General features: G+C 68.6%; 15 protein-coding genes and 1 pseudogene. 12 read left to right on the top strand and 4 right to left on the bottom strand.

Features of this window, described 5'->3' with window-relative positions; genetic code table 11:
- Positions 1 to 41: 41 nt before the first annotated feature.
- Together ACKN61_RS20215 and ACKN61_RS20220 are read left to right on the top strand one after the other, a co-directional pair.
- Complete coding sequence (locus ACKN61_RS20215) at positions 42 to 461, top strand: helix-turn-helix transcriptional regulator (protein ID WP_408950959.1); 420 nt, start codon at positions 42 to 44, stop codon at positions 459 to 461.
- Between the two features lie 157 nt (positions 462 to 618).
- Positions 619 to 2,448, top strand: coding sequence for an endonuclease (locus tag ACKN61_RS20220; protein ID WP_408953878.1), 1,830 nt, complete (start codon positions 619 to 621; stop codon positions 2,446 to 2,448).
- Between the two features lie 290 nt (positions 2,449 to 2,738).
- On the opposite strand, the gene ACKN61_RS20225 is transcribed toward ACKN61_RS20220, so the two are convergent.
- The gene (locus ACKN61_RS20225; protein ID WP_408950960.1) at positions 2,739 to 3,749 is read right to left on the bottom strand and encodes a zinc-dependent alcohol dehydrogenase family protein; all 1,011 of its coding nucleotides are present in this window, start codon (positions 3,747 to 3,749) and stop codon (positions 2,739 to 2,741) included.
- 116 nt (positions 3,750 to 3,865) lie between these two features.
- Here ACKN61_RS20225 and ACKN61_RS20230 point away from each other — a divergent pair, with 116 nt between their 5' ends.
- From ACKN61_RS20230 to mprF, 3 genes and pseudogenes are all read left to right on the top strand, one after another.
- Positions 3,866 to 4,792, top strand: a complete 927-nt coding sequence (locus ACKN61_RS20230) for a LysR family transcriptional regulator (RefSeq protein ID WP_408950961.1) — start codon at positions 3,866 to 3,868, stop codon at positions 4,790 to 4,792.
- A 435-nt stretch (positions 4,793 to 5,227) separates the two neighbouring features.
- The gene (locus ACKN61_RS20235) at positions 5,228 to 6,424 is read left to right on the top strand and encodes a serine hydrolase domain-containing protein (protein ID WP_408950962.1); all 1,197 of its coding nucleotides are present in this window, start codon (positions 5,228 to 5,230) and stop codon (positions 6,422 to 6,424) included.
- Between the two features lie 253 nt (positions 6,425 to 6,677).
- Positions 6,678 to 9,236 (top strand): annotated as a pseudogene (mprF, locus tag ACKN61_RS20240) (bifunctional lysylphosphatidylglycerol flippase/synthetase MprF); the annotation flags it as partial.
- 47 nt (positions 9,237 to 9,283) lie between these two features.
- Here mprF and ACKN61_RS20245 read toward each other — a convergent pair.
- A complete protein-coding gene (locus ACKN61_RS20245) occupies positions 9,284 to 10,708 on the bottom strand; it encodes a virulence factor family protein (RefSeq protein WP_408950963.1) in 1,425 nt (474 codons plus the stop codon).
- A gap of 271 nt (positions 10,709 to 10,979) precedes the next feature.
- Between ACKN61_RS20245 and cutA the strand changes: the two genes are divergently transcribed.
- From cutA to accC, 7 genes are all read left to right on the top strand, one after another.
- Positions 10,980 to 11,321, top strand: a complete 342-nt coding sequence (cutA, locus tag ACKN61_RS20250; protein WP_408950964.1) for a divalent-cation tolerance protein CutA — start codon at positions 10,980 to 10,982, stop codon at positions 11,319 to 11,321.
- Positions 11,318 to 13,828 (top strand): protein-disulfide reductase DsbD, encoded by a 2,511-nt coding sequence (dsbD, locus tag ACKN61_RS20255; protein ID WP_408950965.1) that lies wholly within the window; start codon positions 11,318 to 11,320, stop codon positions 13,826 to 13,828. Before cutA ends, dsbD begins: the two co-directional genes overlap by 4 nt.
- Before the next feature lie 9 nt (positions 13,829 to 13,837).
- Entirely contained in the window at positions 13,838 to 14,437 is a 600-nt protein-coding gene (locus tag ACKN61_RS20260) for a TlpA family protein disulfide reductase (RefSeq protein WP_408950966.1), read from the top strand.
- A 384-nt stretch (positions 14,438 to 14,821) separates the two neighbouring features.
- On the top strand, positions 14,822 to 15,262 hold the full coding sequence (gene aroQ / locus ACKN61_RS20265) for a type II 3-dehydroquinate dehydratase (protein WP_223620959.1): 441 nt from the start codon (positions 14,822 to 14,824) through the stop codon (positions 15,260 to 15,262).
- A gap of 64 nt (positions 15,263 to 15,326) precedes the next feature.
- A complete protein-coding gene (accB, locus tag ACKN61_RS20270; protein WP_408950967.1) occupies positions 15,327 to 15,809 on the top strand; it encodes an acetyl-CoA carboxylase biotin carboxyl carrier protein in 483 nt (160 codons plus the stop codon).
- Between the two features lie 27 nt (positions 15,810 to 15,836).
- Positions 15,837 to 16,274, top strand: a complete 438-nt coding sequence (locus ACKN61_RS20275) for a four helix bundle protein (RefSeq protein ID WP_408950968.1) — start codon at positions 15,837 to 15,839, stop codon at positions 16,272 to 16,274.
- The gene (gene accC, locus ACKN61_RS20280) at positions 16,267 to 17,634 is read left to right on the top strand and encodes an acetyl-CoA carboxylase biotin carboxylase subunit (protein ID WP_408950969.1); all 1,368 of its coding nucleotides are present in this window, start codon (positions 16,267 to 16,269) and stop codon (positions 17,632 to 17,634) included. Before ACKN61_RS20275 ends, accC begins: the two co-directional genes overlap by 8 nt.
- Before the next feature lie 263 nt (positions 17,635 to 17,897).
- Here accC and ACKN61_RS20285 read toward each other — a convergent pair whose 3' ends face one another.
- On the bottom strand, positions 17,898 to 18,383 hold the full coding sequence (locus tag ACKN61_RS20285; RefSeq protein WP_408950970.1) for a hypothetical protein: 486 nt from the start codon (positions 18,381 to 18,383) through the stop codon (positions 17,898 to 17,900).
- Positions 18,380 to 19,402: a hypothetical protein gene (locus ACKN61_RS20290; protein ID WP_408950971.1), complete on the bottom strand. Its 1,023-nt coding sequence runs from the start codon at positions 19,400 to 19,402 to the stop codon at positions 18,380 to 18,382. The genes ACKN61_RS20285 and ACKN61_RS20290 overlap by 4 nt, the downstream gene beginning before the upstream one ends.
- Positions 19,403 to 19,475: the final 73 nt, after the last annotated feature.

The raw sequence follows: 19,475 nt of genomic DNA on the forward strand, positions 1-19,475 counted from the left end.
GAACGTGTGATATCGGCCACTAACCTGCCAGGAACTGTCATATGACGCCGCAACAGCGCATCCGCCTCGCCCGCCGTCACGCCGGACTCTCGCAAGCCGCGCTCGGGGCCGCGGTCGGGGTGCAACGCAGCGCGGTCGGTCATTGGGAGTCGGCGCAGAGCAAATTCCCGAGCGTCGCCCACCTGCGCGAACTGGCCCTGGTCACCGGGGTGCAATTCGAATGGCTGGCGACCGGGCGCGGCAAGATGAGCCTGTCGTTGGACACGGCGATGGACTCGGTCGCCGCGGCCGAGGCCTTGCTGATCGACGACCCGCTGGAACTGCGCCTGATCCTGGCCTTCCGCGAAGCGCCCACGCGCGCCAAGGCACCGCTGGTCGAAGTCGTCGAACAGATGGCCGAACTGCGCACCGGCCGCCCGGCGCGCTCGGTCGCCGGCGGCGCCAAGCGCACGACGGCCTGAGAAGCCCGTCGCAAGTTCGGGCGCGAACCGTGACGCAGGGCCGCGGGCGATGTCATAAACCCCGACTAGACTCGACCGTATGCGCCCGGGGAGGGTGCATCGACCGCGTCGTTCCGCACGCACGCGTCGTCAATACATAAGGAGCCGTTCGATGCCGATGTCCGTTCGTGGCCGATCCACCGCCCTGCACTGTTCACACCCCGCACGCCCCCGCCCCGCCCTGCCGCGCCAAGCCGCGCGCCTGGCCCTGGCGATCTGCGCCCTGTTGCCGTCGCTGGCCTCGGCCGCCGTCTTCATCAACGAATTCCATTACGACGATGCGACCTCCGCCGGCGACGTCGGCGAGCGCATCGAGATCGTCGCGACCGCCGGCGAAACGCTTAGCAACTACCGCGTCTATCTGTACAACGGCAGCTCGCCCTCGTCGGCGGTGACCTACGACAACGACCTGGTGCCGGCCGGCAGCGTCGTCACCTGCGGCGGCAGCGTGCGCATCGCGACGCTGAGCTATCCCACCAACGGCATCCAGAACGGTTCCAACGACGGCTTCGCCCTGGTCGACGGCAGCGGCAACGTGGTCCAGTTCCTGAGCTACGAAGGCCAGATCACCGCCAGCGGCGGTCCCGCCTCGGGCCGCACCAGCACCAACCTGCCGGTGTCGGAATCCGGCTCGACCGCGGCCGGCACCTCGCTGCAGCTGTCGGGCAGCGGCAGCGCTTATTCGCAGTTCGCCTGGCAGAACTCGGCGACCCAGACCTTCGGCGCCTGCAACAACGGCCAGAGCTTCACCACCTCGACGCCGAACACGCCGCCGAGCGTGACCTCGACCACGCCGGGCAACGGTGCGAGCAACTTCCCGGCCGCCGGCGACCTGGTCGCGAACTTCAGCGAAGCGGTGACCCTGGCCAGCGGCGCGTTGACCTTGCAGTGCGCGACCTCGGGTACGGTCGCGCTGACCTATCCGTCCAGCGGCACCGCCATCACCGCCTCCACCGGCACCGCCCTGCATGCCGGCGAAAGCTGCACCTTCACGGTCGTGGCCAGCCAGGTCAGCGACGCCGGCGGCGCGCATCCGGCGGCCAACACGGTCGCCAACTTCACCGTCGCCAGCGGCGGCGGTGGCGGCACCGGCTACTACTCGCACGTCAACACCAGCAGCGCCAGCCAGTTGCGTTGCTCGCTGCACGAAACCATCAAGGGCCACACGGTCTATCCGTACAGCGGCGGCACCACCAACACCTGGACGATCCTGGAGATCGCCGACGAAGACCCGAACAACGCCGGTCGCATCCTCGACGCCTACAAGAACCGCAGCTTCGTCAAGGTCACCGACCGCGCGGGCAGCGGCAGCGGCGTGAAATACAACCGCGAACACACCTGGCCGAACTCGCTCGGCTTCGGCTCGACCACCGGCAACCTCGGTCTGCCGTACGCGCCCTACACCGATACCCACATGCTGTACCTCACCGATGCCGGCTATAACGCCGACCGCGGCAACAAGCCCTTCGCCGACTGCTCGCTGTCGAGCGGCTGCGGCGAGCGCGTCACCGAGGTCAACAACGGCAACGGCGGCGGCAGCGGCGTGTACCCGGGCAACTCGAACTGGTTCAAGACGCCCGACGGCAACGCCGGTTCGTTCCAGGTCTGGGGCAAGCGCAAGGGCGACATGGCGCGCGCGGTGCTGTACATGGCGATCCGCTACGAAGGCGGCACCGATCCGAACAACGGCCAGAGCGAACCGGATCTGGAACTGACCGACGACCGCAGCAAGATCGTCATCACCTCGTCCTCGCCGGCCTACATGGGCTTGTTGACCACGCTGCTGTCCTGGCACCAGGCCGACCCGCCGGATGCCACCGAACAGGCGCGCAACGAAGTGATCTTCAGCTTCCAGGGCAACCGCAACCCCTTCATCGATCATCCGGAGTGGGCCACCGCCTCGCTGTTCAACTCGGCCAAGCCGGCGAGCTGCCAGCTGATTCCCTGATCGGCAAGTAACGCGCAAGAACGAACGCCCGCGGATGCGGGCGTTCGTTTTTTGGGGAACGAGAACCGCGCAGCCCGGGCAGTGCGCTTGCTTGCATTGCCCCGTATTGATCGTATGGCCGCATGGGTCGTAACCCATCTGGCGTCATCCCCGAACAGGGGATACCGCCGCATCGTCCTAGAGACCTCAAGCGTCCTCGCATGAAAGTCCAGTGGTCGCGGAGTGCCCTGGCCGGGTCGTAGCGACCTGGCGATAACCTCCAGATGAAGGTCCGGCGATAGCATCCCCACTCAATCGAACACCACCACCGGCTTGCCCATCTCGCGCGCGCCGGCCATCGAAGCGATCGCCGCGACGCCGTGGTCGAAGCCGTAGCGCGCGCCGACCACCGGCTCGATGCGATGCCGTTCCACATCGGCCAGAAAAGCCTCGAAATCGCGAAGGCTGCCGACGCTGATGCCGTGGATGTTGAGCTGGCGCGCCATGATCGGCCCGATCAGATTGCCGTCGACCTGCATGCCGTGCAGGAAGCCGATCACCGCGATATGGGCGTTGTCGGCGGCCGCCTGCAACAGCTCGAGGAACTGCGAGCCACCGACCACGTCGACGATGCCGTCCACGCCGCGGCCGTCGGTGAGTTCGCGTACCGCCGCGGCCAGATCCGGGCGCTGCCGATAATCGATGACCGCGCGCGCACCGAGCGCACGCAAGCGTTCGGCCTTGCCGGCATCGCCGGTGGTCGCGATCACGTCGATGCCGCGCGCGACCGCGAGCTGTAAGGCCATCAAGGACACGCTGCCGGTGCCTTGCACGAGTACGCTGGCGCCGGGCTGCAGGTTCATGCGCTGCAGCGCGCTCCAGGCGGTGAGCCCGGACACCGGCAAGGTCGAGGCCGCTTCGTCGCTGAGGAATTCCGGCGCGGGCAGGATCGCGCCGGCGGGCAATACGATCTGGCGCGCGAGCCAGCCATCGAGCGGGCCGCCGAGTTTGCTGAGGTGGTTCGCCGACTTGAACGGCCCGTCGATCCAGCCGGTGGTGTAGTGGCCGAGCACGCGATCGCCGGGCGCATAGCCCTCGACGCCGTCGCCGACCGCCTCGATGCGGCCGACCCCGTCGGACAGCGGTATGAACGGCCGCGGCAGTTCCGGCTGATAGCGGCCGGTGGCGAGGGCGTAATCGCGGTAATTCACCGAGGCCGCGGCGACGCGGATCCGGACTTGGCCGGGGCCGGGCTGGGGTTCGGGCAGGTCGATGCGGCGCAGGCTGTCGAGGCTGTGGCCCTGGAGTTGGTAGGCATCCATCGTGGTTCTCCGTTGCCGGTGCGCGGACCGGCCGGGTGAGGGGTGCCCAGACTATTGTTGAGTCGATTGCTGATATAGGATCTCGATGACAACTCATCATTGAGGATGTCTCAACAATGATCGGCGGGCTCTATTCCGAACTCGAGGCCTTCGAGGCCATCCTCCAGCACGGCAGCTTCACCGCCGCGGCGAAGCAACTGCAGGTCACCCCGGGCGCGATCACCCGCCGCCTCAACACCTTGGAGGCCCGGCTCGGGGCCAAGCTGCTCAACCGTTCGACCCGGCGACTGAGCCTGACCGAGTCCGGACGCCACTACTACGCCGAAGTCGCGCCGGCGCTGGCGCAGATCCTCGCCGCCGGCGAACGCGTACACGACCTGTCGGCGCAGCCGCGCGGCGAGCTGCGGGTGTCGGTGCCGATGAATTTCGGCCGTCTGTACGTAATGCCGCACGTCGAGGCCTTCCTGCAGCGTTGGCCCGGCATCGACCTGGACCTGCAATTCGACGACCGCTTCGTCGACCTGATCGGCGCCGGTTTCGACGCCGCGATCCGCATCGGCGCGCTCAGCGATTCGCGCCTGGTCGCGCGCCGCATCGCGCAGACGCGACGGATCCTGGTGGCCTCGCCCGACTACCTCGCACGGCGCGGCGCACCGCGTACGCCGGCCGAGCTGATCGAGCACGACTGCCTGCACTACACCTTGTTCCGCGACACCCCAACCTGGGAATTCCACCGCGACCGCGAACCGCTGCGCGTACCGGTGCGAGGGCGCTTGAAAGCGAACTACGGCGTGCCGTTGGTCGACGCCGCCGTGCACGGCCGCGGCATCCTGCAGACCGCGACCTTCGCCGTCGCCGAGGAGTTGGCGAGCGGACGGCTGGTCGAAGTGATGCCGGACTGGAGCCTGCTGCCGATCGGCATCTACGCGGTGTACCCGAGCCGCGACTACCGGCCGCGCAAGGTCGAGGCCTTCATCGACTTCGTCGAAGCGACGATCGGCGAGCCGGCGCTGTGGGATCGGGTGATCGCCGGGGGCGAATGACGGGCGAACGGCGCCGGGTCGTTTCGAGCAGAGCAAATCCCCCGCGCTGCGGTTCTGCATCGGCATCGGACCAGGCGGGGCGCTCGCCCCCTTTGCCAAAGGGGGCGATGGTCGGCTCGGATCATCGATTGCTGGGGAGCGAAGTGCGCGTGTGCCGCTTCGGGCGGAGCAAATCCCCCGCGCTGCGGTTCTGCACCGGCATCGGACCAGCGCGGGGCGCTCGCCCCTTTGCCATAGGGACGATGGTCGATCGCGCTTCTGCGGGTGTCGCCGGTCGGCTCCAACTCGCCGCTAAACCACGAGCGAGCGCAGGAGCACGAGACCTCCGGCCACCAAGCTGAGCGCAACCGGTTGAACCCGCCCCCCCTTTGTTGCAACCTCGCAAAAGGTCATAAGCCAAACCCGCCTCCTGGCGTGGCCGCTCCAGCCACCGCCATGAAGATGCGGGCCGCGCTCGGGCCCAAGGATCGAAAGAACGCCTCAGACCCAAAGTGCTCCGTCACCGATCCGGTGGACGGCACCGACACCGCAGTCAACGGGGGCCGATCTGTGCGACGCATCCTGAAGTACCTGGGCATCACCTTACTTGCCGCCTTGGCGGTATCGCTGGTACTGGGCCTTTGGCCCTTCATCGACCGGGATGCACCCGCTACCCATCCCCTCCCCCTCGCGCAAGCTCCGCTGCCTCCGGAGCAAGCGAAGAAGCTCACGAACTACATAAGGACCGAGGCGGACGGCATCGATGCTTTCGTCGTGCTGCGCGGCGAAACGGTGCTGATGGAGTACGGGGAGGTCGGCACGCCCATGAACCTGGCGTCCGCGCGCAAGAGCATCCTCAGCCTGCTGTTCGGTGTGGCGGTCGACCGCGGGTTGATCGATGTGAACGAGAAGCTCGGAGCGCTAGGCATCGACGAGAGCCGCACGCCCCTCACGCAGACGGAGAAGCAAGCCACCATCGAGCACCTCCTTCAAGCCAGGTCGGGCATCTACCTGCCCTCTGGCGCGGAGACGGTAGAAAACAAAGAAGGCCGCCCGCAGCGCGGCCAGTTCGCGCCGGGCGCGAACTACTTCTACAACAACTGGGACTTCAACGTTCTGGGCGCCATCTTCGAACGCAAGACGGGGCTGTCCATTGGCGAGGCCATCGATACCTGGCTGGCCACACCGCTGGGCATGCAGGACTTCAATCGCGAGCACGTGATCTACGACAATCGCGGCTCCGACTCCGATTACAGAACCTATCGCATCCACATGAGCGCGCGCGACCTTGCGCGGCTTGGGGCGCTGGTAGCGCAAGAGGGCCTGTGGAACGGGAAGCGGGTCGTCTCAGCCGAGTGGATAGCCAGGAGCACCACGTCGTATTCCGCCACGCAGAACCCGTTCTACGACGGGTTCGGCTACTCCTGGTGGTTGAACTCCGAGCTCAACGCCGTGCAGGCCGACGGCTGGGGCGGCCAGTACCTGCTGGTGGATCCGGCGCGGGAACTGACGCTGGTGGCGCGGCGGGATACGGGTAACTCGATTCTGGGCTACCTGATCTTCAGCCAGTTCCAGAAGCAGGGGCATCCTTCGGACATACAGAAGTTGTACAAGCTTGTGCGGGATGTGCCGGCGATGAGTGGCGTGCGCTAGTTCGAGCCTGCGCAGAAGAACGGGGATTGGGGCGGTACCCAACTGCAGCCCCCTATCGAGTAGCCACTCGACGGGCGCTTGCCGTTCGGGCGCGGCCGTCCGTCTCAAGGGCGAAGCCCGTTGCGCTGATCGGTTGAACCCGCTCTGTCTTCCAGTCCGGAACCAACCGCCCCCGGCAAACTCCAAGCCCGGTCCCTCATTCCGCTTTCGCGTGGTTTGCTGAAAGCTTGCTCGTCGCCCCCACGGCCCGCCGATGACCCCGCCGACTCCCGCCGCAACGACCTCCCACTCCTGGCGCCGCGCGCTGTCGATGCTGGCCAGCCTGGCGATCCTCGCCCTGGCGCTGCATGCGCTGGCCGGCGAATTCAGCGAGCAGGGCTATCGTTCGATCCGGCATGCCTTCGCGCAGTTGGAAGACCGGCGCATCGTCCTGGCGTTCCTGCTCGGCCTGGCGAGTTATGCCTGCCTGGTCGGTTTCGATGCCATCGGCCTGCGCCGCAATGCGAGCAAGGTCAAGCCGCTGCGCCTGGTCGTCACCGCCTTCCTCGCCAATGCGGTCGGGCACACGCTCGGTTTCGCGGCGTTGACCGGTGGCGCGGTGCGCTTGCGCGGCTACGGCGCGGCCGGTCTGTCGCTCGCCGACATCGGCCAGGTCGTGTTGATGAGCACCCTCGGCTTCGTGTTCGGCGCCTGGGTATTGCTGGCCTGCGCCTTGTTGTTCGAGCCGGCCCCGGCGGCGTTGTTGCTGCCGCTCGGCGAAGGCGCGATTCGCGCCATCGGCGCGGTGATCGCGCTCGCCTTCGTCGGCCTGTGGTTCGCGGTCGGGCACGACGGCCGCACCCTGCGCTGGCGCGGCCATGCCTTGTGGTTGCCCGATCGCCGCACCGTGCTCGAAGTGACCGCCTTGAGCGTGGTCGAACTGGCCCTGGCCGGCAGCGCGCTGTATGTCCTGCTCGCACCGATCGCCGGTACCGACTTCATCGGTTTCGTCGGCCTGTACCTGGTCGCGGTGGTCGCCGGCCTGCTGTCGAGCGTGCCCGCCGGCATCGGCGTGTTCGAGTGGAGCCTGCTCAAGCTGCTGCCGGGCGTGGCGCCGGCCAGCCTGCTGGCGGCGGCGCTGGCCTATCGCATCACCTACTACGCCTTGCCGCTGGCCTTGGCGACGCTGGTCGGCATGATCGGCGCCGTGCGCGGACCGGTGGCGGCGCGCGCCGGCGCCCTGCGCACCGCCTGGCTCGCGATCCGGCCGTGGCTGCCGCATGTGATCGCGCTCGCCGCGTTCGTGCTCGGCGCCGCGCTGATCCTCGACGGCACCTTGCCGAAACCGCGCCATCGCCTGGTCGGTGCGCCGCTGCCTTTGATCGAGACCTCGCAATTGCTCGCCAGCCTCGGCGGCGTCGGCCTGCTGTTGATCGGCCAGGGCCTGCAGCGCCGCAGCCATGCCGCGTGGGCGCTGGCGTTGGCCGTGTGCATCGTGCTGCCCTTGCCGACCTGGTTGCGCGGCGGCCACCTCAGCCTGGCGCTGGCGCCGCCGCTGGTGGCAGTCGCCTTGTGGGCGGCGCGGCGCGAGTTCTATCGCGAAGGCGCCCTGCTCGACGAAGCCTGGTCGTGGCGCTGGCTGCGTAATCTCGGCCTGGTGCTGATCGCCGCGGTCTGGCTGCTGTTCTTCGCCTACAGCCATGTCGAATACCGCAACGAGCTGTGGTGGGAATTCCTGGTCTCGAGCAACGCGCCGCGCGCCTTGCGCGCGATGCTGCTGGTCAGCGTCACCGTGATCGCCTTCGGCCTGGCGCGCTTGCTGCATGCGGCGCGCGCGCCGCTGCCGGCGGCGAGCGATGCCGAGCTCGCGGCGATCCGGCCGGTCCTCGCCCAGGCCGACGACAGTCAGGCGCATCTGGCCTTGACCGGCGACAAAGCGCTGCTGCTCGATCCGCAACAACGCGGCTTCGCGATGATGCAGCGCTACGGCGGCTCGCTGATCGCGATGGGCGACCCGGTCGGGCCGCCCGAGGTCGCCCGCGCGCTGATCTGGCGTTTTCGCGAGGAAGCCGACCGGCTCGGCATGCGGCCGGTGTTCTACCAGGTCGGCGAGCAGTATTGGCAGACCTACCTCGACCTCGGCCTGACCCTGGTCAAGCTCGGCGAAGAAGCGCTGGTGCCACTGGCCGATTTCAGCCTGCAGGGCGCGACCCGCGCCGAATTGCGCCAGGCCTGGAACCGCGGCAAGCGCGCCGGGCTGAGCTTCCGCATCGCCCCGGCCGACGAGGTCGAAGCCTTGCTGCCGGTGCTCGCGGAAATTTCCGAGGATTGGCTGGAGCACAAGTCCGGCGAAGAGAAAGGCTTCTCGCTCGGCTACTTCGACGCCGATTATCTCAAGCGTTTGCCGATCGCCCTGGTCGAACGCGAGGGCCGTATCGTCGCCTTCGCCAATCTGTGGAACGCGACCAACGGCCGCGAGCTGTCGGTCGACCTGATGCGTCACGGCGAGGCCGCGCCGAAAGGCACGATGGATTTCCTGTTCGCCGAGTTGCTGGGCTGGGGCCGCGAACACGGCTACGAGCGCTTCTCGCTCGGCATGGCGCCTTTGTCGGGGCTGTCGCAGCATCGCCTCGCCGGGCGCTGGAACCGCTTCGCCAACCTGGTCGCGCGCCACGGCGAACGTTTCTACGGTTTCGTCGGCCTGCGCCGCTTCAAGGCCAAGTACGACCCGGTCTGGCGCACGCGCTACCTCGCCGCGCCGGGCGGCATGCATCTGCCGGCGGCATTGATCGACGTCACCCGCTTGATCTCGCTCGACCCGCGCCGGCACGACGACGGCGAGCATCGCATCGCGCGTTTCCCGACCCGCGCGCCCGAGGCTCAGGAACCCGGCGCGATACCGGCCGCCGACAGCACGCGCGCGGCGACACCGTCGTAATCGCCGTCGAGGTGGTGGTCGCCCGGCAGTTTCTCGGTCCGTGCGGCGGCGGCCGGCAACTTCGGACACAGCGCATCGCCGTCGTCGGCGCCGTACAGACATAGCGTGCGCGCGGCCGGCATGCGCGCGATCTCGGGCGCGATCGGCAGGCCGCGGTCGCTGCTGCCGATCCAGTTGCTGAGGTGGAACTCGTATTCGGCTTTCTCGCCGACCGAAATCAATGCGGTCAGCGCGATCGCCTCGCGGCTCGGCGACGGTAAGCGGTTGTAAGCCGCCGGCAACACGTCGGCGCCCTGCGAGAAACCGATCAACAGCACGCGCGGGCGCCGCCACTGAGCGCGGTAGTAGCGGACGATGCGATCGAGGTCGGCGGCGAAACCCTGCGGCGTGCGCGGGCTCCAGAAGTAACGCAGCGAGTCGATGCCGACCACCGGCACGCCGGCTTTCGCCAAGCGGTCGGCCACGCTCTGGTCGAAGCCGGCCCAACCGCCGTCGCCGGACACGAAGATCGCAAAACTGTCGCGGTGGCCGCCGCTGCTTGCAGCGACTTCGGTCAGCGGCAAGCCTTTCAGATCGGCCGGCGGCAACGGCGCGCTGACATGGCCTTGCGCACCGAGGCCGATCAAGGCCGCGCGCAGACCCGGCGTAGCATCGCCGCGCGCATCGCGGGCGAAACGGCGCGCCTGCGGGATGGCGGCGACGAAGGCATCGCTCGCCGCCTTCGGGCACTGCGCCTCATGGCGCCCCGTGTCCGCAGCGGCGACCAGCCAGGGCAACGACAACGGCGAAGGCTGCAACTGCGCCGAACCTGCGCCGCGAGCCGGCACCAGCTTCAACGCGCCGGACGGACATATTGCGCGCGGCAGGACCAGACGCGGGCAAAAATCGACCGCCACCGCACCGGCGAACAGCGTGCCGCCGCCCTGCGCGGCGACCGCATACGCCAACGCCGCCCCTTCGCCATCGCCGAGCAACAAAGGCAGGCGGTAGGTCGGCAAGCGGTAATAGGCCTGCACGAAACGCGAGAAGTTCTCGACGTCGCCGGAGGAGAACGCGCAGGCGCCGCCGTCCTTGCGCAGGTCGCGTTCGAGCGCGGCGACGTCGACGGTCGCGACCATCGCGCCATCGGCGACCAAGGCGTCGACGCGCGCCTTGCGTTGCGCGCCGTCGAGACCGTCGGCGAACCAGAGCACGAAGCGGCGCGCCTCGCCGGAGGGCAGACGCACCGGGATGTTGTGGAAGCGGCCGTGGGAGACGCTGCGCGCGAGCACAGGCGCGGCTGCGGTTGCCGTTTGCGCCGCCACCGCCGCGCTGTACGGCGCGGCGATCAGCAGCAGGGGCAAGGCCCATCGGGCAGGAATCGTCATGGGCACGTGCTGCATCTCCTGGATGCAGGGCTTATACCATCGGGGTTGGCCGGGGTTGGCCCCAAAGCAAATCCCCCCTGCCCCCCTTTTTCAAAGGGGGGAAACGCGCAGCGCCGGAGTTTTGCAACGCGCAGCGACGGGGTTGGGTGACGCCGGCGGACTTCCAGGCCTGTCGGGCACCGCTCCGGGCCGGCCCGGCCCGGCTTCGATCCTGCACCATCCGACCGGATCGGGTTAGGCCGGTCCCGGCGACGGCCTTACACTTGGCCGGATGTCCCTCACCGACTCCACCCCGCTGCCGAGGCTGGTGCTCAGCACCTGCCCCGACGAGGCCACGGCCGATGCCATCGCATTGGCCCTGGTCGAGGAACGGCTCGCCGCCTGCGTGAGCCGTTGGCCGGGCGTGCGCTCGACCTATCGCTGGCAAGGCCGCATCGAACACGCGACCGAGGTCCAGTTGCTGATCAAGACCACCCCCGCCCTGGCCTCGGCCGTGCTCCAGCGGATCGCCGAGCTGCATCCGTATGAACTGCCGGAGGCATTGGTGGTCGAAGTCCGCGACGGCCTCGACCCGTACCTGCACTGGGTGGCCGAACAGACCCGAGACCGATGACTGACGACCTGCTTTCCGGTCGGCGCCCGCGCGCCGGCGCCGCCCTCGCCTACGCCCTCGCCTGCCTGGCCGCGCTGTTCGCCGCGCCGGCGCTCGCGGTCGACGAAAAAGACCTGCTGCCGGTCGACGAGGCCTTCGTGCTCGCGGCCGAGGCCGGCGGCGCGGATCGCATCGCGGTGTCGTGGAAGGTCGCGCCGGGTTACTACCTCTACAAGCACCGCATCTCGGTCAAGAGCGACGCCGGCTTCGCCGCGCAGGCGCTGCAGTTGCCGAAGGGCAAGGCCTACAAGGACGAGTTCTTCGGCGACGTCGAGACCTACCGCGACCGCCTCGTCGCCACCCTGCCCGGCCAGGCCAAGGCCGGCAGCGCCAAGCTCACCATCAAGTACCAGGGCTGCGCCGACGCCGGCATCTGCTATCCGCCGCAGACCCGCACCGTCAACGTGGCGCTGGCTGCGCCCGCCGCGGCGGCAATGGACCCGGCTCCGGCGGCCGCGCCATTGGTTTCCTTCGGCCCGCGCGGCGGCGCCAATCCGCTGCTCGGCGCCAGCCCGCTCGGCGCGCCCTCGGCCGCCAACACCGGCACCGATGCCTTGCCGTTGCCGCCGGAGCAGGCCTTCGGCTTCGAGGCCATCGTCAGCGACGGCAACACCCTGCTGCTGCGCTTCACCCCGGCGCGCGGCTATTACCTGTATCGCGACAAGACCTCGCTGAAGACCGACCAGGCCGCGATCGCCGCCGGCAAGCCGCAGTGGCCGCGCGGCACCGCGCACCGCGACGAGCACTTCGGCGAGGTCACCGTGTTCTTCGACCAGATCGACGTGCCGCTGCCGCTGCTGCGCAAGCAGGCCGACGCCGCAAAACTGACCCTGACCGCGAACTTCCAGGGCTGCCAGACCGACGGCATCTGCTATCCGCCGATGACGCGCAAAGTGACCCTGGACTTGCCGCGCGGCACCGTGGCGGCGAGCGCGGTCGCGCCGGCGGAGCCGGCCGCCGGCACGACGGCCGCTGCAGCCGCGGCGAGCGCTGTATCGCCTGCGACCGCCGCAGCATCGACCCAAGCGAACGCTGCTGCCGATGCCTCCGCCGTCGGCATGGCCGCGAGCAACGCGACGCCCGCCACCGACGCAGCCAGCCTGGCGCCCGCCAGCGACGCGGCAACGCCCGCGACCGATCCCTCAGACGCGGCCGCGCCGCAGGCCGAGGACAGCCTGCTCGCCGCCTCGCTCAAGGGCGCCAACCGTTATTGGGCGCTGCTGACCTTCTTCGGCTTCGGCCTGCTGCTCGCGTTCACGCCCTGCGTGTTGCCGATGGTGCCGATCCTGTCGGGCCTGATCGTCGGCCAGGGCCCCGGCCTGAGCGCGCGCCGCGCGTTCTCGCTGTCGCTGGTCTACGTGCTGGCGAGCGCGGTGGTGTTCACCCTCGCCGGCATCGTCGCCGGGCTGGCCGGCGCCAATCTTCAGATCGCCTTCCAGACGCCGTGGGTGATCGTGTTGTTCGCCCTGCTGTTCGTGGTGCTGTCGCTGTCGAGCTTCGGCCTGTACGAACTGCAGTTGCCGCATGCATTGCGCAGCCGCCTCAGCGAGGCCAGCAATCGCCAACGCAGCGGTTCCTGGCTCGGCGTCGCCAGCATGGGCGCGCTGTCGGCCTTGATCGTCGGCCCCTGCGTCGCGCCGCCGCTCGCCGCCGCCGTGCTCTATATCGGCCAGACCCGCGACCCGCTGTTCGGCGGCGCGGCGCTGTTTGCGCTGGCCATGGGCATGGGCGCGCCCTTGATCGTGTTCGGCGTCGCCGCCGGCAGGGGCCTGCCGACCACCGGCCCGTGGATGGTCGCGGTGCAGCGCGCGTTCGGCCTGATCTTCATCGGCATGGCGGTGTGGATGCTCTCGCGCATCCTGCCCGGCCCGGTGACGCTGGCGCTGTGGGGCGCGCTGCTGCTCGGCGCCGCGGTGATGGTCGCGCTGTCGGCCGGCACCAAGACGCTCGGCCAGGGCGTGCGCGTGTTCGCCTGGCTGCTGGCCCTGCTGCTGGGCTTGGCCGGCGCGGCGCAGATCGTCGGCGCCCTCGCCGGCAGCGACGATCCGCTGCAGCCGCTCGCCGGCCTGCGCGGCGGTCACGCCGCTCAGAGCACCGAGCTGCCGTTCCGCAAGATCAAGTCCGGCGCCGACCTCGATCGCGAGATCGCCGCCGCGCAGGCCTCCGGCCAACCGCTGATGCTCGACTTCTATGCCGACTGGTGCGTGGCCTGCAAGGAAATGGAGAAGTACACCTTCCCCGAGCCGCAGGTGCACGAGGCGCTGAAGGGCTTCGTCCTGCTCAAGGTCGACGTGACCGCGAACGACGAAATCGACCAGGCGTTGATGAAGCGTCTGGAGATCATCGGCCCGCCGGCCACCCTGTACTTCGTCGCCGGCGCCGAACGCCGCGAACTGCGCCTGTTCGGTTTCGAGAAGGCCCCGGCCTTCGCCGAACGCGCGCAACGCGCGCGCGCCGCGACTCGCTGAGGCCGGGCGATGGCGATCTCCTCGACCGTCAAACTCGTCGCCCTGGCGCTCGGTGCGGGCGCGCTCGGCCTGCTCGCCGGGCAACTCGTCGGCGGGGGCGGCTGGCTGGCCCGCACCGAACTCGGCCAGTACTTCCTGCACGAGCGCATGACCCGCAGCGCGCCCAAGCCGCCGGCCGGCCTCGCCGTGGCGAGCCCGGGCCAGGCCATGCCTGCGCTGACCCTGCCCGGCCTCGACGGCCGGCCCTCGCAGCTGCCGCAGGCCTACGCCGGCCGGCCGATCATGATCAATCTGTGGGCCAGCTGGTGCGGCCCCTGCATCAAGGAAATGCCCGAGCTCAACCGCTACGCCAAGGCCCAGGGCGGCCAGGGCACGCAAGTGGTCGGCATCGCCCTCGACAACGCCGAGGACGTCGCCGCCTTCCTGCAGCGGGTGCCGGTCGATTACCCGATCCTGCTCGACGCGCCCGGCCCGCGCGACGCGGGCGTCCGCCTCGGCAATCTCAAGGGCGTGCTGCCGTATACGGTGCTGATCGGCGCAGACGGCAAGCTGATCAAGCAACGCATCGGCCCGTTCGAGGACGGCGAGATCGAGGGCTGGGTCGACTGAGCCCGGTCCGGGGCCGAGGCCCGGCTGTCATGCCCGCGCCACCTCGTGGCGGCAACCTCAGCGAAAACTCGCCGATCGTCGGCTAGCCGCGCCAGCCGCGAACGACCGGCACGCGCCGATTCCGCCAACGGGTTACCGGCTTGCCCGGCCCGATCGTGCTCGAATGGGCTCCGGGGACCACCCCCAGAATCGCCGTCGTGCCGGCAAATGCGCCGATCCGGTCACGAAAACACGGCGACGCCGGCGAACGTGCCGGCATTCTAGAGTCGCCACTCAAACAACCGCTTAAATCGCGGCAACTTCGCCGATTTGGCGGGCAACTTCTGGACACCAGGCCGGCCTTCACGCAAACTGCCGCCCTTTGAAGGCAACCGTCCGGTCCCAATGGCCAAGCTCCTGGTCCTGCACGGCCCCAACCTCAACCTGCTCGGCACGCGCGAGCCGGAGGTCTACGGCCGCACCACCCTGGCCGAGATCGATGCCGGGCTACGCGAGCACGCCCAGGCCGCCGGACACGCCCTGGACAGCCTGCAGTCGAACGCCGAGCACGTGCTGGTCGACCGGGTCCAGGCGGCGCGCACCGACGGCACGGCGATGATCCTGATCAACCCGGCCGCCTTCACCCATACCAGCGTCGCGATCCGCGACGCGCTGGCCGCGGTCGCGATCCCGTTCATCGAGATCCACCTGTCCAACCCGCACACCCGCGAGCCGTTCCGCCACCACAGCTATTTCAGCGACCACGCCGTCGGCGTGGTCTGCGGCTTCGGCGCCGACAGCTACCGCTACGCGCTCGACGCCGCCATCAAGCGACTGGCGACCTGATACCCACCCAGCCCGGGCCGCGTTCGCGCGGGCCGCAACGACGATCCAACCAGAGGCCCGCTCCATGGACCTGCGCAAAATCAAGAAACTGATCGACCTGCTCGAGGAATCCAACCTCGCCGAGATCGAGATCAAGGAAGGCGAAGAATCCGTCCGCCTGGCCCGCACCCCGAAGGGCGGCTATGCCTACGCGCCGCCGCAGATGCAGGCCGCCCCCTACGCCGAGCAGCGCCCGGCCCCGGCCATGCCGATGCATTCGCCGACCGAAGCGGCCACCGGCGGCAGCGCCAAGCCCGGCAGCGACCTGCCCGACGGCCACGTCGTGCGCGCGCCGATGGTCGGCACCTTCTACGCCTCGCCGGCGCCGGACAAGCCCTCCTTCGTCACCGTCGGCCAGGCGGTCAAGGCCGGCGACACGCTCGGCATCATCGAAGCGATGAAGATGTTCAACCCGATCGAAGCCGACGTCTCCGGCACGGTGCTCAAGGTCATGGCCGAGAGCGGCCAGCCGATCGAGTTCGATCAGCCTTTGTTCGTGATCGGCTGAAGCCGGTCGCGACGGGAATCGGGATTCGTGATTCGGGATTCGGACCAGCAGCGACCGCACGAGCGCCTGGATGTCTGGCGCGATGCGATGTCGTTGGTCGAATCGATTTATCGCATCACCGCATCTTTTCCCGAAACGGAGCGACTGGGCCTGAGCATGCAGTTGCGCAAAGCGGCGGTCAGCGTTCCGTCGAACATCGCCGAAGGCGCAGCCCGGCGATCGAGACCGGACTACTTGCGGTTTCTGGCGATGGCACGCGGCTCGCTCGCCGAAATCAGTACCCAGTACGAGATCGCCCGCCGCCTCGGCTACCTCACCGACAACGCCACGGACACAGACTTGCTGGACCGAACTTTCGCCCGTCTGAATGCTCTGATCCGCTCGCTCGGCTCATCGCCGCGCGCCGTCAGCGAGACGCCCGCGCTTCACGAATCCCAAATCCCGAATCCCCAATCCCATGCTTGATAAAGTCGTCATCGCCAATCGCGGCGAAATCGCGCTGCGCATCCTGCGCGCCTGCCACGCGCTGGGCATCCGCACGGTCGCGGTGCATTCCACCGTCGATCGCAATCTCAAGCACGTCGCCATGGCCGACGAGTCGGTCTGCATCGGGCCGGCGCCGTCGTCGGAGAGCTATCTCAACATGGCCTCGATCATCGCCGCGGCCGAAGTCACCGACGCCCAGGCGATCCACCCGGGCTACGGCTTCCTCAGCGAGAACGCCGACTTCGCCGAACGCGTCGAGCAATCCGGTTTCATCTTCATCGGCCCGCGCGCCGAGACCATCCGCCTGATGGGCGACAAGGTCGAGGCGATCCGCGCGATGAAGGAGGCCGGCGTGCCCTGCGTGCCCGGCAGCGGCGGCCCGCTCGGCGACGACAACGCCGCCAACATCAAGATCGCGCGCGAGATCGGCTATCCGATCATCGTCAAGGCCGCCGGCGGCGGCGGCGGTCGCGGCATGCGCGTGGTGCATACCGAGGCTCACCTCAACGCCGCGATCCAGACCACCAAGTCCGAAGCCAAGGCCGCGTTCGGCAACGACATGGTCTACATGGAGAAGTTCCTCGAGAACCCGCGCCATGTCGAGATCCAGGTGCTCGCCGACGGCCAGGGCAGCGCGATCCATCTGGGCGAGCGCGACTGCTCGATGCAGCGCCGCCACCAGAAGGTGGTCGAGGAAGCGCCGGCGCCGGGCATCACCCCGGAACAGCGCGCCGAGATCGGCAAGGTCTGCGTCGAAGCCTGCATCCGCATCGGTTACCGCGGCGCCGGCACGTTCGAGTTCCTGTACGAGAACGGCCGCTTCTACTTCATCGAAATGAACACCCGCATCCAGGTCGAGCACCCGGTCACCGAACTGGTCACCGGCATCGACCTGGTGCGCGAACAGTTGATGATCGCGGCCGGCCGCAAGCTGTCGATCAAGCAGAGCGACATCGTCCTCGAAGGCCACGCCATCGAGTGCCGCATCAACGCCGAGGACCCGGAAACCTTCATGCCCTGCCCGGGCCTGATCCAGCACTTCCACGCGCCCGGCGGCCCCGGCGTGCGCGTCGACAGCCACATCTACGAAGGCTATCGCGTGCCGCCGAACTACGACTCGATGATCGGCAAGCTGATCGTGCACGGGCCCGACCGCGACACCGCGATCGCGCGCATGCGCGTGGCGCTCAGCGAGATGGTCGTGGACGGCATCAAGACCAATATCCCGCTGCAACAGCGGATCTTGTCGGATGCCGGCTTCCAGCAGGGCGGGATGAACATCCACTACCTGGAAAAGCGGCTCAAGGAACAGAAGGAAAAGACGATCTCGATCGTCTGAGCTCGCTCGTCTGAGCTCGCTCGTCTGAGCTCGATCGTCTGAGCTGGCGCCCGCAGTCGGCGGGCTTGCGGCAAGAACGCCTGCGACAAAAAACGAAACGGCCCGCGTCATCGACGCGGGCCGTTTCGTTTTGGGTGACGCACCGGGCGACGCGTCGGCGCGGTCTCGCAGCAGCATCAGCCTAAGCCGCGACACCGCCGTCGGCGGTCGCGGCTTAGGCCGCCGCTACCGCCAGCGAGCCGTCGCCGGTGCCGCGCCCAGCCTCATCGCAGTACCGGCTCGACCCAGGACGCCATCTCCTGCACGTCGGCTTCGGTGAGCTCCGTGGACGAGGACGCCGGCAACAGGGTCGGCCCCTTGGCCGAGCTGCCCGAGCTGCCCGACGACTTCTTGCCCGAACCCGGCACCTGGGTGCCCGGGATCGGCTGCACGCCGCCGCTCGTCGATGGACTGACCACCATCACGTACTCGCTCGAACCGTCCGGCCAGACCACCTTGAAGGTGCTGCCGGGCGGCAGGGTCGAGAAGGGCGCGCCGCTCTGGGCGCGATAGACGGCCGCGATCTGGGCGGCGCTCAGCGAACGCAACTCGGTCTTCGAATCCACCGAGGTCACCGCGACCTGTCCCAGCTCGCGGTAGTCCTCGCCGAATACGTCGATCATCACGCCGGCTGCGCCGACCGAGTACGCGCTGAGCAGCAATGCCCAGAAACCGATCTTGGCCGTGTTTACGAAGTGCTCGCGTTTCATTGCACTGTCCTCTGTTCGCCTAGCAGCGAATCGACCATGTCTTCCACCACATCCGCCCCCTGACGCGGGATCGCCGCGTCGTATACGAAACTCGCAAAATCCTGTTTGGCGTCTTGCGAGCAAATTCCGCCGTTGGCGCAGTAGGACGTCATCAACGAACCCTTCGGACTGCAATCCTGCCCGAGCTCGCATGCCGCCAACTGCCAAGCCAGTTCCGCGAATTGAGTGCCGGCCACGCGCATGTCGCCCCAGCGCCGGCCGTTGGCGGCGATGCCCATGCCGGGCGACAACGCCGAATACGCTTCCGGGTCCTTCGAGCGCTGCACGCGATCGACCAGGTTGAGCCGGTATTCCTCGGTCTTCTCCAGCGGCTTGCCGGCGGCCAGCAACGAGGCCTCGGCCGGCAGGCTGCCCGATTGGGCGGCCTCGACCCGCTTGAGGAAGATCATCTGGTAACTGAGGTTGTCGCTCGGCGCGAAACGCGCGCAGCGCGAGCTGACCCGATTGCGCGCCTCGGTCATCGTCGAGGCGCCGCGCAGCTTCATGCTCTCGATTGTGCGCGTGTCGTTGCCGTAGTCGACCGGTGCGTTGGCGTAGTTCGAGCAGTAGTCGTAGACCCGGCTCAACAGCCAGATCGCCTCGGGCTCGCCGGCATCGGCGCGCGAGCGGATCGACTGCGCATACGCGTACAAGTCCGGGGCCTGCTCGAACTGCACCCGCAACGGCGACGGCGCGACCGCGCCGCGCGGCGCGGCCTTCTTTTCGACCACCGGTACCGAGTCGTCGCGCGGCGCATCTGCTTGGCCACGCGCCCTCGGCTGCGCCTTCTCCGCGACCCGGACCGGCACGCTCTCGCCGGGTACGGCCTGTTCGCCGCCATTGCGTCGGCCGGCATAGACGAAGGCGGCGGCCAACAAGGCGAAGCCCATGATCGCGATCAGCGAGCGTCCGGACACGCGCACACCGGCCGGCGCCCCGCCAGGGCCTTGCTTGTAACCGGAAGGGTAGGCATCGGACATCAAGACCGTTTCTCTGAGCCTCTACGCTGCTGGCACGAACCGGACGCAACGCAGGTGCGGGCCGTCGCACTGG

The sequence above is a fragment of the Lysobacter sp. Hz25 genome (genome assembly GCF_046097045.1).
Taxonomy (GTDB): domain Bacteria; phylum Pseudomonadota; class Gammaproteobacteria; order Xanthomonadales; family Xanthomonadaceae; genus Lysobacter; species Lysobacter antibioticus_B.

Coding starts and splice junctions, on each gene's coding strand:
- ACKN61_RS20215 (WP_408950959.1), top strand. CDS start 42: ATGACGCCGCAACAGCGCATCCGCCTCGCCCGCCGTCACGCCGGACTC.
- ACKN61_RS20220 (WP_408953878.1), top strand. CDS start 619: ATGTCCGTTCGTGGCCGATCCACCGCCCTGCACTGTTCACACCCCGCA.
- ACKN61_RS20225 (WP_408950960.1), bottom strand. CDS start 3,749: ATGGATGCCTACCAACTCCAGGGCCACAGCCTCGACAGCCTGCGCCGC.
- ACKN61_RS20230 (WP_408950961.1), top strand. CDS start 3,866: ATGATCGGCGGGCTCTATTCCGAACTCGAGGCCTTCGAGGCCATCCTC.
- ACKN61_RS20235 (WP_408950962.1), top strand. CDS start 5,228: ATGAAGATGCGGGCCGCGCTCGGGCCCAAGGATCGAAAGAACGCCTCA.
- ACKN61_RS20245 (WP_408950963.1), bottom strand. CDS start 10,708: ATGACGATTCCTGCCCGATGGGCCTTGCCCCTGCTGCTGATCGCCGCG.
- cutA (WP_408950964.1), top strand. CDS start 10,980: ATGTCCCTCACCGACTCCACCCCGCTGCCGAGGCTGGTGCTCAGCACC.
- dsbD (WP_408950965.1), top strand. CDS start 11,318: ATGACTGACGACCTGCTTTCCGGTCGGCGCCCGCGCGCCGGCGCCGCC.
- ACKN61_RS20260 (WP_408950966.1), top strand. CDS start 13,838: ATGGCGATCTCCTCGACCGTCAAACTCGTCGCCCTGGCGCTCGGTGCG.
- aroQ (WP_223620959.1), top strand. CDS start 14,822: ATGGCCAAGCTCCTGGTCCTGCACGGCCCCAACCTCAACCTGCTCGGC.
- accB (WP_408950967.1), top strand. CDS start 15,327: ATGGACCTGCGCAAAATCAAGAAACTGATCGACCTGCTCGAGGAATCC.
- accC (WP_408950969.1), top strand. CDS start 16,267: ATGCTTGATAAAGTCGTCATCGCCAATCGCGGCGAAATCGCGCTGCGC.
- ACKN61_RS20285 (WP_408950970.1), bottom strand. CDS start 18,383: ATGAAACGCGAGCACTTCGTAAACACGGCCAAGATCGGTTTCTGGGCA.
- ACKN61_RS20290 (WP_408950971.1), bottom strand. CDS start 19,402: ATGTCCGATGCCTACCCTTCCGGTTACAAGCAAGGCCCTGGCGGGGCG.